The following is a 12,460-nucleotide window of genomic DNA, read 5'->3' on the forward strand; positions in this document are numbered from 1 at the left end:
CTTTTCTAGTTGATTGATTTTTATGCTCATCTTTTTAGCCTGGAAGGCATAAGAAACTGGACCTTTGATGAAATTCACTAAAACTCAGGCAACTACGTCGCCTTAGATGTACTATCTGAGAAATATTTTTCAGTTAATCAAAAACTTTATTGATCATAAATCGGTTACGCAACATCAAGTCCAAGCATTCTTATCCTGAGTTTAATTTAGTTAAGTTATTAAAAGCGATGACAGTTGTTTGAATTAGCTGTTAAACAGAGACTTATGGCGCTAAGGTTGTTCATAACAGTTTAAGAATGCCGGTATCGCTGGTGAATTAAGGAAGTGCTTCGGGCAGATAAATTCAGTTAAATAGGTTTTGAAATTGCTATATTCAGACTGATGTAAGGCCACAGCTAGGGAGTGATGACTTTATTGCAATTGGATTTTGTTCGCTTTTATCCGCAGTTCGGATGAGTCAAATTAATGAAAGCTTCCTCTAAATTATCCATTCTAAATTCTTCTACTATTAACATTCCTCGAAAAAACGGGGTCTTCGATTTCTTTAATATTGTTTCATTCCTAATCCTTAAGTAAATTTTTATTGAGAGGAGTAGGATATGAGTAAAGAACATCTACTTGAGTCGCCATTATGTTAAAAAATGTTAATTTTAATAAACAGGATACACAAAGTTGGTCGTTAGCTATCGTTATGATTTTATAGGTTTTAAATTAATTTATTATTTTTTGGAACAAAAAGTAATAACCCTAAAGATTCATTTTTGTCTAAAAAAACACCTTTCGTAAAAAATTTCATTATTAGCGCTTCTTTACACTAGTTTTTAGTCGTCTGAAATGTTGACACAGGTCAACATTTTGTGAAATGATGCCAGCGGGTCTATGCCTGTAAGGGCGTAGGAAAGGGAAGAAAAAACTAAGAATCACAAGAGAAAGACGAACTTACAGAAATTTTTTCGGCAAGTATTTATCCCTTGTCGTTATGTTGCTGGTAAGTTAAACCTTTTTATTCACTTCAAATTGGTTGGGAACTATGTCCAAGGTAAGCAATAGAACAAAAATCGCTACTGCACTTGTTGGCGTGCTGGCATTAGCGAGCAGCAACTTAGTAGTTGCAGATCCTCTTACCGACGTGCAGAAAGCGGATAGTATGATCCATGCTGATGCTGCTGCGTCGCAAAAGAACGTTGATAAGTATTTCGATCAAGCACAAGACATGCTTTTTGAGTATGGTTCTGTCGCAGATGAGCGCGAATCACTAAAATCATATAACGATTACGTTGCAAGCTTAGTCGCTGATCAACAAAAGACAATGGATTCAGTGCAGGGTGACATCAATGGTGTTGATAAACTTCGCCAAGGTGTTGTGCCATTAATGTTTAAAATGGTTGAGTCATTAGAACAGTTTGTTCAATTAGATTTACCTTTTAATTCTGAAATACGCACTAATCGTGTTAATGAACTGAAAAAACTTCTTAATACTGCCGAAGTCACACTAGCAGAAAAATACCGTCTAATTCTTGATGCTTATAGTATTGAGCGTGAATACGGTAGTGCTGTTGCTGTTAACCAAGGTAAGTTAAACCTAGATGGTAAAGAAGTGTTGGTTGACTTCTTTAACTTAGGTCGTGTTGCTCTTTATGCACAGAGTTTAGATCAAAAGACTGGCTGGATGTACAACCCAGAATCTAAGGGTTGGGATAAGTTAGATGACAGCTATTTGCGTGAACTGACCAAAGGTATCCGCATTGCCCGTAAACAAGGCGCTCTAGATCTATTCGCGTTACCAATTCCTGCTGCGGAGACTGCACAATAATGAAGAAGTTAATTACTACAGCTGTGTTGGCTGCAAGTTTCTCTTTAACTGCTGGTATGGCGAGCGCTGCTGATGCGCCTAAGTCAATTGACCAATTATTGCAACAAGTTAAAGTTGAACGCGCTGCAGAAGGTAAAGTCAACAGTAAGCGTGAGCAAGAATTCCAAGCAGAACGTGGCGACAAAGCTGCATTATTAAAGCGTGAAAAAGATGCTTTAGCTGCTGAAAAGCAACGTGGTAAAGATTTAAACCAAGCGTTCTTAGATAACGAGCGTAAAATTGCTCAGTTAGAAGAGGATCTAAAAACGGCTCAAGGTGACTTGGGTGAAATGTTTGGTGTAGTTAAAGGTGAAGCCGGTGATTTCGCTGGTAAACTGGCAAGCTCAAACATCAGTGCTCAATTCCCAAATCGCGATAAATTCATCGCTGATTTAGGTGCCCGTAAGCAATTGCCAAAAATTGAAGAGTTAGAACAATTTTGGCAAGAGCAGCTATTTGAAATGGCGCAATCTGGCAAAGTGGTTAAGTTTGAAGGTTCTGTTACCGAAATTGATGGTAACGTGAAAACGACGACTATTCATCGTATTGGTGCTTATAACTTAACGGCTGACGGTAAATACGTTGTATATAACCCTGAATTAGGTTTAATTCAGCAGTTATCTCAACAACCTGAAGGCTATCAAGTTAGCGCTGTTGCAAAATGGGAAGAAACGGCTTCTGGTACATCACCTTTCTATATCGACCCTGCACGTGGCGTACTGTTAAACATCTTTACGAACAAAGCTAGCATGGAAGATCGTATCGAGTCAGGCGGTACCATTGGTTATATTATTCTGATATTACTTGCTATTGGTTTATTAATTGCGGTTGAGCGTTTCATTGTGCTGGCAGCTATCGGTGCAAAAGTTAAACGCCAAGCTAAGAATGTTGATAACCCAGGTAACAATGCCCTTGGTCGTATCTTGAAGGTTTACCATGAAAACAAAGATGTTGATGTTGAAACATTAGAGTTGAAGCTGGATGAAGCTATTCTGAAAGAAACGCCTGCATTAGAAGCTCGAATTTCAATTTTGAAAGTCATTGCAGCTATCGGCCCAATGTTAGGTCTGCTAGGTACAGTAACTGGTATGATTGCGACCTTCCAAAGTATCCAACTGTTCGGTACTGGCGATCCTAAACTGATGGCGGGTGGTATCTCTATGGCTCTGGTTACTACAGTACAAGGTCTGGTTGCAGCTCTGCCACTGATGTTACTACATGCAATACTCGTTGCGCGTAGCAAATCAATCACCCAAATTTTGGAAGAGCAAAGTGCGGGCATTATCGCAGCACATGCTGAGAAGAGGGCTAACTAATGATGCTATACCTGATGGACATATGGGATTCCGTCAGGGGCTTCATGGCCGCTGGAGGAAACGTCCTTTGGTTGGTTGCGTTTGTATTGTTCTTCATGTGGGTATTGATGCTTGAGCGTTATTGGTATCTTAATTGGATATCACCAAAGCAACATAAAGCTATCATATCTGCGTGGGATGCTAGAGAGGAAACAACCTCTTGGTACGCACACCGTATCCGTGAAGCTTGGCTGTCCCAAGCGAAGCAAGATTTGAATGCACGTATGCTGATGATTAAAACCTTAGTAGCTATTTGTCCTATGATAGGTTTGTTAGGTACCGTAACCGGTATGATTTCAGTGTTTGATGTGATGGCAGTTCAGGGGACGAGTAATGCTCGTTTAATGGCGGCTGGTATTTCAATGGCGACTATGCCCACGATGGCGGGGATGGTTGCAGCATTATCGGGAGTATTCTTTAGTACTCGTCTGGATGTAAAAATGAAAATCAGTTTAGAAAAGCTAAAAGACAGCATGCCGCACCACTAGAGAGAGATTGAACATGGCACGTAAAAAGCATTCCAGTGTAGACGAGGAAGCGCAAATTGATATGACACCGATGCTCGACATCGTGTTTATCATGTTGATCTTCTTCATTGTAACAACGTCATTTGTGAAACCTTCTGGTTTGGATTATAACAAACCAAAAGCTTCGCAAGCGACTTCAAAGCCTTCGGCTAACATCTTTATCGGCGTCAGTAAAACAGGCGTGATCATGATGGAAAACCGTCAGGTTGATATCGAACGTGTAACGGCAAACGTTGAGCGCATGCTGGCTGAAGCTCCTGAAGCTGCGGTATTGATTCAGGCTGATAAAGACGCAATGCACGGCTTAGTTGTTAAAGTTCTAGACCAAGTCAAAGCGGCTGGTATAGATAAAATTTCGGTATCTGCGGGGAACGATTAATATGCTAAGAGCACTAGTATCGATCATTATTGGTGCTGCTGTGACTTTTGGTCTGTTCGCTTTTATGGCGTTCTTGGTCGGTGGCGGCGCACAGCGCGGCGAAACATCGGCCGAGACCCCTGTAATTGAAATCACTATGGATAGACAGGATTCAAAAGCACAGAATAAGCCAAGGGTAGTGCCTAAGCCGCCACCACCGCCAGAACAGCCACAGAAGCCTGAGGCAACGCCGCCAGAATCTTCGAGCAATATTGACACAGCAATGTCGTTCAATATGGGTGGTGTAGAAGCTGGAGGTCCAAGTACCGGTTTTAAATTAGGCAATATGATGACTCGCGATGGTGATGCTACACCTATCGTTCGTATCGAACCTCAGTATCCAATTGCTGCGGCGCGTGATGGTAAAGAAGGTTGGGTACAACTTCGTTTTACCATTAACGAACTCGGTGGTATCGACGACGTTGAAGTTATTCAAGCAGAACCAAAACGCTTATTTGATAAAGAAGCTATTCGTGCACTGAAGAAGTGGAAGTACAAGCCTAAGATTGTTGATGGCAAGCCATTGAAACAACCTGGTATGACAGTACAACTAGACTTCACCTTAGATAAAGGAGGCAACCAATAATGCGTAATGTTAATAAAATCGCAGTTCTATTATTGCTTTCTGTTTGTGGAGGTTCATTAACTCTTTCATCTGCAGTCGCAGAAGAAAAGTGTGCTATCGACAAACGTCAATCTAAAGCCGTGGGCGAAGGTGCGGCGAAGAAAGTTCAGAAGTCATTTGAAGCTTATACCAATGGTCAGGTCGATGAAGCTATTGCTATTTTGCTAGAGGCAAATGCCAAGAACGACTTCGATAAAGCCTATGTTGCACGTATGTTGGGTAACTTTTATGCCGAGAAAGGCAAAATGGATACCGCGATCAAGTACCTAAAACAAGCTGTTGAAGCTGATATTTTAGGTGGTACAGATCATGCTGCAACTATGCGTCTTTATGCTGATTTGCTATTACAAGAGAAAAAGTTTAAGGAAGCGATTCCTTATTATTACAAGTGGATGGAATTTACTTGTAAATCCGATTCTCAAATGTATCGCCGTATTGGTATTGCGCATTCAGAACTTAAGCAGTGGGATAAAGTGATTGAAGTGGCCGACAAAGGTCTTTCATTAGCTGAAGCTCCTGATAAAGGTCTGTATCAAATGAAACTGACTGCTTACTTCAATCAGAAGAAGTACAAGAAAGCTGTTGGCGTGTTAGAAGTCATGGTGCCTTTATTCCCGGATGATGGCAGATTGTGGGTTCAATTAGCACAGTTTTATTTGATGGTTGAAGACTATGACAAGTCTCTTGCAACTTACGATTTGGCTTATAGAAATGGTTTCTTAGATAGCGCGGGCAACATTACGCGTTTAGCGCAGTTAATGGCACAAAAAGGTGCTCCTTATCAAGCCGCTAAAATTTATCAGAAACATATGAAATCAGGCATGATCGCTGAGGACGCTAAGTCTTTAGAGATTTTGGCGGGTTTCTATCAAAATGCGAAAGAGTTTAAGCAAGCTGCTGAGTATTACGGTAAAGCTGCAGCCATCACCAATGATGGCAAGACTTACTTGAAACAAGGTCGCTTATTAAACTTGAATGAACAATATACAGCTGCGATCCCTGTGCTTGAAAAAGCCATATCAATGGGTATTGATCATCCTGGTGAAGCAAACTTTGAATTAGCTTTGGCTCATTTAAGTTTGAAACAGTATAAGTCGGCTTATAACCGTGCAGTATTAGCTGCGAATGATAAGAAGACACAGAAGAGTGCAAATAGCTATATCTCTTATATTAAAGAGAAAGCACGTATGCATAATATCACGCTGTAATTACTTCGCAGTTTAGTGTTTGAATCGAAAGCCCCGCAAGGGGCTTTTTCTTTGGTATCAATAAGCCTATTTACTGTAAGCGGATTAAGGCTTGGGATTGATCATGATTTTTTTCAAGTTGTTGTGAAAGTTGGCTGACATTACTGAAGAGTGACTCTATTTTACTTTCCTGTGTAGGTAGGCAAATACAGGCAGCCAGTTTATAGTCGATTGTCAGTTTATGATGTTTACCAAAATCTTGGTTAAAGTCAGATATTTGCTGTTCTATTCGCTTTAACACTACTTCCGTCCCCACTTCATCTATGTTGAATAAACCCAGTGCAAAGTGATTGTGATCTAGCCTAGCTATCATATCTGTTGCTCTTAATAGCGCTTCTTGCACTTGTTTGGTAAAGAATTCGAGTAAATGGGGTTGTTTGACGGTTTCATGAATGTGAGGGCACAGATACAATAGTGCCAAGCTTTGGTGGTCTCTCATGTGACGATGCCATTCTCGGTTGAATACTTCCATGAAATAGGTTTGGTTATAGACTCCAGTTTCTGGATCCCTGAAACCTGAGTTGCGGAACGAGTAGATCATAGATTAACTCCGATAGCAGACCTTGAACTAAGTATAGAAACAGTTCTGCAATAGCGGGCCAAAAAGGAGAAATATTAAAATGAAATTGGGTTTATTGGCAGGTTCGATAGCGTTAATCTTCACCCTTCAAGGTTGTTCTAAACCTGAAGTCACTGCAGTTCAAGAAAATAGCTCGGCCAATACGCCAGCAGTGCAGGGCGAAACACAAACGGCAGAGCAGCGTTACTTAGCGCTTGTGGATGCTTATTTTAAAGATTACCTAAAGCTTGAGCCCATCTACGCCACTTTTGTCGGCGTTAATGACTATAACGCCGATTTCGGCGGAGATTTAACTGAGGATTACCTTAAGGCTCGTCATGATCTTAACACTCACTATTTAGCTCAGGTGCGTGCGATAGATCCAAAGCAACTGCCTGCGGATCTACAGTTGAGTTATGACCTGTTCGTCTATGACCGTGATATGGCGTTAGTAGACGAAACTTTCCCTTCACGCTTTATGCCGATAAGCCAGTTCTATAGCACTGTCATTACTATGGTGCAGCTGGGAAGTGGCGAAAGTGCACAACCTTTTAAGACTGTCCAAGATTATCGTAATTGGGAACAGAGAGTCGATGGTTTCATCAAGTGGGTCGCACTTGCTGAAAATCGTATGAATCAAGGTATTGAAAGTAAAGTGGTACTACCTCGAGTGTTGGTAGAGCGCATTATTCCTCAGTTAGATGCTATGTTAACGACGGATGCGACTCAGAGTATTTTTTACTCGCCAATCCAGCATTTCCCCGAGAGTTTTTCAGAGCAAGATAAAGCGGAATTGACCACCCGTTATCAAGCCATGATAGCCGAACGTATCGTGCCAGCGTTAACGAACTTACGCGATTATTTTAAGCAAACCTATTTACCTAAATCGCGGGCGACTGATGGTTGGTCAGGTTTGCCTAACGGTAAAGCTTGGTATCAGCATCTGGCGAACTCACATACGACCACCACTATGTCTGTGGATGAAATTCATCAAATTGGTTTAAGTGAAGTGGCGCGAATTTTATCTGAGATGGATAAGGTGCGTGAGCAGGTCGGTTTTAAGGGCGATTTGAAGGCGTTTTTTGCGTCTTTATCTTCAGAGCCGCAGTATTTCTATAGCGATCGCCAAGGTTTGATTGATGGTTATATGGTGTTGAAAGATAAAATCAATCATGTCTTACCTAACTACTTTAATGTGATGCCAAAGGCTGATTACGTGGTTAAGCCGGTTGAAAGTTTTAGAGAACAATCAGCAGCGGGAGCCTCTTATGAAGCGCCAGCGGTGGATGGCAGCCGTCCAGGGGTGTTTTATATCAACACTTATAACCTCAAAGCACAGCCTAAGTGGGGGATGACGACTTTATCTTTGCACGAGGCCGCTCCTGGGCATCACTTCCAAATCGCGATCAAACAAGAGCTGACCGGTGTGCCTGAGTTTCAGCGTTTTAGCGGTTATACCGCTTTCGAGGAAGGTTGGGCACTTTATGCTGAATACTTAGGTATTGAGATGGGGCTATTTACCGATCCTTACCAGTATTTTGGTAAGCTTTCCGATGAAATGCTGCGTGCAATGCGCTTAGTGGTTGATACTGGCCTTCATTCTAAAGGTTGGAGTCGTGAACAGGCGATTCAGTACATGAAAGACAACTCGCCTATGGCTGAGAGTGACATAGTCGCTGAAGTGGAGCGCTATATGGCGATCCCTGGTCAAGCTTTGTCTTACAAGGTCGGTCAGTTGAAGATTTTGGCACTGCGTGCCCGCGCAGAAAAAGCCTTGGGTGATAAATTTGATTTAAAAGCATTCCACGATCAAATCCTCACCTCAGGTTCATTACCCATGGCGGTCATGGAAAACAAGATCGATCGTTGGATTGCGTCGAAACAAGCTTAGCTGTGTAAGGTGCCGTTACTTGACTTTGTTGTCAGTGACGGCATTTTAAGACTTTTTTATTCAACAGAAAGTTTTTATACTGTTGATTCAAAACCTGTTAAAACGAATGTTTTAGTGGGAACTCAATGATATTTGGGGCAAATGTCTCATGATCCTTACAGGAGTTTTACTATGGTCCAGGCAACAGCAAGACATTTGTTAGTTAGCAGTGAAGAGCAGTGTCAAGCGCTGAAACAGCAAATAATGGAAGGCGCAGATTTTGCTCAAATTGCTCGCGCACACTCTTCTTGCCCATCAGGTGCCCAAGGCGGCGAATTGGGGTCATTTGGTCCTGGCATGATGGTCAGAGAGTTTGATGAAGTTGTTTTTAGTGCACCATTAAACGAAGTACAAGGCCCCGTGAAAACGCAATTTGGCTTTCATTTACTTGAAGTGACCAGCCGCGCGTAAGTTTTGCCGCTTATCTAATACAGCTTGTTTGATACGGCAGCGTTTGCTGCCGTTTTGTTTTATATGCTCATCACGGAGTCACTATGCTGGAACTCTACACTGATAGATTGAAACTCAGGAGCTTACAAGATAGTGATTGGGAACATTTTTATGCACTGCATAACGATCCTGAGATTAATCGTTTTGTACGCGTTCCAGAGTCGCAAGAGGTGATCCGCAGTAAGTTTCAGCAGCGTTCCGATACTTGGTTCTACGGTTCTGGCGATTGGCTGACCTTAGTGATTGAGACCGTTGATACTGGGCAGTTTATCGGTTTAACGGGCCTCTATTGTCAAAGTTTCGAGGAACAGCGTGCCGAAGTGGGTTATTTACTGGCGGCCGAGGGGCACGGTAAAGGTTATGCGACTGAGAGTTTAATGGCGGTCATTGATTGGGCCTGTTTAAGTTTTAATGTACATAAATTTGTTGGGCATTGTGCTAAAGATAATCACGCATCGGCACGAGTACTCGAAAAGTGTGGCTTTCGGCTTGAAGGTTTACTCAGGCAGCAATTCAAAATAGGTGAAAACTGGCTCGATGAATCAGCCTTTGGCCTACTCGCCGATGAAAGACGTCTCTAGCCAAATTATCTTCAGCGAATTTTGTACTGTGCTGGTATAATGCCGCAGGTTTATTTTTAGAAGGCGTGTATTAAGTGGCGCAAATTAATCAATTGGCTTTGCATTCTGGCGAAGATTTCATTGAATTGTACAAAGTATTAAAAGTGCAAGGCATGAGCAATGCGGGTGGTGAAGCCAAACATTTTATCGACGAAGGTCAAGTCACTGTGAATGGTGAAGTTGAAACTCGTAAACGTAAAAAAATTATCGCGGGCGACATCGTCAGCTTTAATGGTGAATCAGTTCAAATCATTGCGGCAGAATAAGCCTGAAACAGTGGAGCAAGAAATGCAATTTCCAGATGATGACAATGGTAAAATGCTGGCCGCAATGGCTGAAGCGGGAATCGATTTAACTAAAGAGTTAGATGTTGATTTCTTTTTGGTTTTTGATGACCAACGCGATGCTGAAACTGCGTTAGAAGAATTAACAAATTCTGACTTGGAAGGCGAGCTTGAGCTGAATCTGAATGATGAGCTTGGTAAGTGGGAAATCATTGTTTGTCTCAATATGGTGCCTGAGTACGATACATTGGTTGAACAAGAAGTCATGCTAAATGATTTTGCTGCCGAATTCGGCGGCATGACCGACGGTTGGGGCGTAATGCAACATCAAGACGGTGACGATGAGTTTATGGACGATGATGACCATGACCATGTTCACGGTGAGCATTGCAATCACTAATTTTGATGCGCTTTAAGCCTTGAATCTAATAAACCACCTTTTGGGTGGTTTTTTATTGGTGTTTTTCTGCGCTCAGTTAGTGATCTCAATAGCCTCGTTTGGCATTTATAGCGTTATTGTGCCTCGCTTGAACTGAGATACGTTTAATGCAGATTAATGACGATAGGGCGCAAAAATCTCTAATAACCATTCGATAAAAGCTTGAGCTTTTAACGGCAGGCTTGGGGATTTTGGGGTGAGTAAATAATATCGATAGGGACTGGTAAAGGGGGCGTCGAAGGGGATGACTAAGCTGCCGTTTGCCAGTTGTTCTTCGATGAAGAATCGCGGAATAAGTGCTGCGCCCATACCACTCGCAGCCGCTTGACTCAACATATAAAAATGCTCGACACCAAAGGTTTGTGCTTGGGTGAGTGTTAAATCCACCTTTTCCGCCCAATACTCCCAAAGTTCTGGTCTTGTGGTGTGTTTCAGTAAAGTGACATGATTAATATCTTCGATACGCTGGAGTTTCGGGGCTAACGAAGGCGCGCAAACTAAGCATAAATCCTCATCCATTAGCTTGATATAATTCGCGCCCTTAGGGATGACTGTGCTACTACGGATCGCAATATCATAACGACCTTGGCTAAAATCCACGGCAAAGTCGCCAATGGATAAGTCGACATACAAGTGTGGATGGCGGGATTTAAACTGCTCCATTCTTGGAATCAGCCAATTGATGGTTAAGCTTGGCAGCACATTGATGGCTAAGGTTTGCGGCTTAGTGGGCTGACGGCGCAAGTCACTGGTAGCACTAGATAATGTTTGCAGAGCGGCTTGAACATGGGGTAAATAGCGTTTGGCTTCATCGGTTAAACCAACTTTTTTGTGTAAACGTACAAAGAGCGCAAAACCTAAATAATCCTCCAATACTCTGATTTGTTTGCTGACTGCGCCATGGGTGACATGCAACTCCTTGCTGGCTAATGTCATGCTCTGTAAACGTGCTGCGGCTTCGAAGGCACGGAGAGAATTGAGGGGCGGTAGTTCGGCAAACATTTTATTTCCTACTGCTAGAAAATCAGAACAGGACTCGGGGTTTTGTGTGAGTTTATCTCACGCTGTGCCGACAATAACTCCTTTGCGTTTATTTGGCAAACGCAGTCTAATATTCCGCAATCACTCTCTTTTTTATCAGAAGAATAATAAATCATCATGGAATTTGAACTGACTCTACAAATCGCAGCGATACTTTTTGCCGTAGCTATGGTGGCTGGTTTTATTGACTCAATCGCCGGTGGCGGAGGCTTGCTGACCATTCCTGCACTTATGTGGGCAGGCTTGCCGCCTGCGGTTGCCTTAGGGACAAATAAGCTGCAGGCCTGTGGCGGCAGTTTTTTTGCGAGTTTGTACTTTGTCCGTAAAGGGCTGGTTGATCTTAAATCCGTTAAGTTAGCCTTGATTTGTGCATTTATCGGTGCGGCATTAGGTACGATTCTAGTTCAACTCGTCGATACTGAAGTGCTGGAGTTGATGTTACCTTTTTTGATTTTGGCTATTGGTTGTTACTTTTTATTTTCGAAAAAGATTTCTGAAGATGATAAACATCAAGTGCTGACACCTACCGCATTTGCCTTTACTGCAGCATTGGGCGTGGGATTATACGATGGCTTTTTTGGCCCTGGTACTGGGAGCTTTTTTGCGCTGGCCTTTGTATCGCTAGCGGGGTTTGGTTTGGCGAAGGCAACTGCCCACGCAAAACTACTTAATTTCTCCACTAACATTGCTTCGCTGATCTTCTTTGCCTTGGGCGGAAAAGTGATTTGGTTATTAGGATTAGTCATGCTGGCAGGGCAAGCGATTGGTGCAACCTTGGGTTCTCGTCTCGTGGTCACTAAAGGTACAAAGATTATCAAGCCATTGGTGGTGACTATGTCCCTTGCTATGAGTTTTAAACTTTTGGCGAGCCAATATAATTTATTTTCGTAAACTCTTTGATATTAAGCATTTTATAAAACTCACTCATCAATAGAAGCTCTTTAAGCTGCGCATGAGTGTATCTTAGTGGCGTCCATCTTGGCTCAAAAGTTAAGCTGAGGTGGATATCATCCAAAAGATCCGCCAAATGACGACTTAAAACGTCTCATCCTACTTTGAGTTAGGTGTACTCTTTCAAGTTTTTTGAATAGTATTACCTGTCATTTTTAATAC

14 protein-coding genes are annotated in these 12,460 nt (G+C 42.3%); 12 read left to right on the forward strand and 2 right to left on the reverse strand.

Annotated features, from left to right (window positions below; all coding sequences use genetic code 11):
* Positions 1-1,030: 1,030 nt before the first annotated feature.
* Genes L5M51_RS00290 through L5M51_RS00315 form a run of 6 tightly spaced genes read left to right on the forward strand, consistent with a single transcriptional unit; the run spans position 1,031 to position 5,985 of the window.
* Complete coding sequence (locus L5M51_RS00290) at positions 1,031-1,813, forward strand: DUF3450 domain-containing protein (RefSeq protein ID WP_113938838.1); 783 nt, start codon at positions 1,031-1,033, stop codon at positions 1,811-1,813.
* Entirely contained in the window at positions 1,813-3,168 is a 1,356-nt protein-coding gene (locus L5M51_RS00295; RefSeq protein ID WP_263171072.1) for a MotA/TolQ/ExbB proton channel family protein, read from the forward strand. The genes L5M51_RS00290 and L5M51_RS00295 overlap by 1 nt, the downstream gene beginning before the upstream one ends.
* Positions 3,168-3,695, forward strand: coding sequence for a MotA/TolQ/ExbB proton channel family protein (locus tag L5M51_RS00300; RefSeq protein ID WP_113938836.1), 528 nt, complete (start codon positions 3,168-3,170; stop codon positions 3,693-3,695). Before L5M51_RS00295 ends, L5M51_RS00300 begins: the two co-directional genes overlap by 1 nt.
* Before the next feature lie 13 nt (positions 3,696-3,708).
* Complete coding sequence (locus L5M51_RS00305) at positions 3,709-4,113, forward strand: ExbD/TolR family protein (RefSeq protein ID WP_037428129.1); 405 nt, start codon at positions 3,709-3,711, stop codon at positions 4,111-4,113.
* Position 4,114: 1 nt separating this feature from the next.
* Positions 4,115-4,738 carry an energy transducer TonB gene (locus tag L5M51_RS00310; RefSeq protein ID WP_131524316.1) on the forward strand — a complete coding sequence of 208 codons (624 nt, stop codon included), beginning with the start codon at positions 4,115-4,117 and terminating at the stop codon, positions 4,736-4,738.
* The gene (locus tag L5M51_RS00315) at positions 4,738-5,985 is read left to right on the forward strand and encodes a tetratricopeptide repeat protein (RefSeq protein WP_212599897.1); all 1,248 of its coding nucleotides are present in this window, start codon (positions 4,738-4,740) and stop codon (positions 5,983-5,985) included. Before L5M51_RS00310 ends, L5M51_RS00315 begins: the two co-directional genes overlap by 1 nt.
* A gap of 70 nt (positions 5,986-6,055) precedes the next feature.
* Here the strand turns inward: L5M51_RS00315 and L5M51_RS00320 are convergent, their stop codons facing one another.
* Positions 6,056-6,565, reverse strand: a complete 510-nt coding sequence (locus L5M51_RS00320) for a diguanylate cyclase domain-containing protein (RefSeq protein ID WP_028760435.1) — start codon at positions 6,563-6,565, stop codon at positions 6,056-6,058.
* A gap of 79 nt (positions 6,566-6,644) precedes the next feature.
* On the opposite strand from L5M51_RS00320, the gene L5M51_RS00325 reads away from it, so the two are divergent.
* The 5 genes from L5M51_RS00325 (at position 6,645) to L5M51_RS00345 (ending at position 10,267) form a co-directional block, all read left to right on the forward strand.
* Complete coding sequence (locus L5M51_RS00325; RefSeq protein ID WP_263171075.1) at positions 6,645-8,474, forward strand: DUF885 domain-containing protein; 1,830 nt, start codon at positions 6,645-6,647, stop codon at positions 8,472-8,474.
* A gap of 171 nt (positions 8,475-8,645) precedes the next feature.
* Entirely contained in the window at positions 8,646-8,924 is a 279-nt protein-coding gene (locus L5M51_RS00330; RefSeq protein ID WP_028760433.1) for a peptidylprolyl isomerase, read from the forward strand.
* 83 nt (positions 8,925-9,007) lie between these two features.
* On the forward strand, positions 9,008-9,544 hold the full coding sequence (locus L5M51_RS00335; RefSeq protein ID WP_028760432.1) for a GNAT family N-acetyltransferase: 537 nt from the start codon (positions 9,008-9,010) through the stop codon (positions 9,542-9,544).
* Between the two features lie 74 nt (positions 9,545-9,618).
* Entirely contained in the window at positions 9,619-9,849 is a 231-nt protein-coding gene (locus tag L5M51_RS00340; protein ID WP_028760431.1) for an RNA-binding S4 domain-containing protein, read from the forward strand.
* A 22-nt stretch (positions 9,850-9,871) separates the two neighbouring features.
* Positions 9,872-10,267 (forward strand): ribonuclease E inhibitor RraB, encoded by a 396-nt coding sequence (locus L5M51_RS00345; RefSeq protein WP_105252914.1) that lies wholly within the window; start codon positions 9,872-9,874, stop codon positions 10,265-10,267.
* A gap of 153 nt (positions 10,268-10,420) precedes the next feature.
* On the opposite strand, the gene L5M51_RS00350 is transcribed toward L5M51_RS00345, so the two are convergent.
* Positions 10,421-11,308, reverse strand: coding sequence for a LysR family transcriptional regulator (locus L5M51_RS00350; protein WP_263138193.1), 888 nt, complete (start codon positions 11,306-11,308; stop codon positions 10,421-10,423).
* A 156-nt stretch (positions 11,309-11,464) separates the two neighbouring features.
* Here L5M51_RS00350 and L5M51_RS00355 point away from each other — a divergent pair, with 156 nt between their 5' ends.
* Complete coding sequence (locus tag L5M51_RS00355; RefSeq protein ID WP_028760428.1) at positions 11,465-12,238, forward strand: TSUP family transporter; 774 nt, start codon at positions 11,465-11,467, stop codon at positions 12,236-12,238.
* Positions 12,239-12,460: the final 222 nt, after the last annotated feature.

The sequence above is a fragment of the Shewanella sp. SM73 genome (genome assembly GCF_025653795.1).
In the GTDB taxonomy this organism is placed as follows: Bacteria; Pseudomonadota; Gammaproteobacteria; order Enterobacterales; family Shewanellaceae; genus Shewanella; species Shewanella oncorhynchi.

What these genes read in the sequence shown, in the direction of transcription:
- L5M51_RS00330 (WP_028760433.1), top strand. Translation starts at nt 8,646, where the DNA reads ATGGTCCAGGCAACAGCAAGACATTTGTTAGTTAGCAGTGAAGAGCAG.
- L5M51_RS00290 (WP_113938838.1), top strand. Translation starts at nt 1,031, where the DNA reads ATGTCCAAGGTAAGCAATAGAACAAAAATCGCTACTGCACTTGTTGGC.
- L5M51_RS00315 (WP_212599897.1), top strand. Translation starts at nt 4,738, where the DNA reads ATGCGTAATGTTAATAAAATCGCAGTTCTATTATTGCTTTCTGTTTGT.
- L5M51_RS00310 (WP_131524316.1), top strand. Translation starts at nt 4,115, where the DNA reads ATGCTAAGAGCACTAGTATCGATCATTATTGGTGCTGCTGTGACTTTT.
- L5M51_RS00305 (WP_037428129.1), top strand. Translation starts at nt 3,709, where the DNA reads ATGGCACGTAAAAAGCATTCCAGTGTAGACGAGGAAGCGCAAATTGAT.
- L5M51_RS00350 (WP_263138193.1), bottom strand. Translation starts at nt 11,308, where the DNA reads ATGTTTGCCGAACTACCGCCCCTCAATTCTCTCCGTGCCTTCGAAGCC.
- L5M51_RS00355 (WP_028760428.1), top strand. Translation starts at nt 11,465, where the DNA reads ATGGAATTTGAACTGACTCTACAAATCGCAGCGATACTTTTTGCCGTA.
- L5M51_RS00335 (WP_028760432.1), top strand. Translation starts at nt 9,008, where the DNA reads ATGCTGGAACTCTACACTGATAGATTGAAACTCAGGAGCTTACAAGAT.
- L5M51_RS00295 (WP_263171072.1), top strand. Translation starts at nt 1,813, where the DNA reads ATGAAGAAGTTAATTACTACAGCTGTGTTGGCTGCAAGTTTCTCTTTA.
- L5M51_RS00320 (WP_028760435.1), bottom strand. Translation starts at nt 6,565, where the DNA reads ATGATCTACTCGTTCCGCAACTCAGGTTTCAGGGATCCAGAAACTGGA.
- L5M51_RS00345 (WP_105252914.1), top strand. Translation starts at nt 9,872, where the DNA reads ATGCAATTTCCAGATGATGACAATGGTAAAATGCTGGCCGCAATGGCT.
- L5M51_RS00325 (WP_263171075.1), top strand. Translation starts at nt 6,645, where the DNA reads ATGAAATTGGGTTTATTGGCAGGTTCGATAGCGTTAATCTTCACCCTT.
- L5M51_RS00300 (WP_113938836.1), top strand. Translation starts at nt 3,168, where the DNA reads ATGATGCTATACCTGATGGACATATGGGATTCCGTCAGGGGCTTCATG.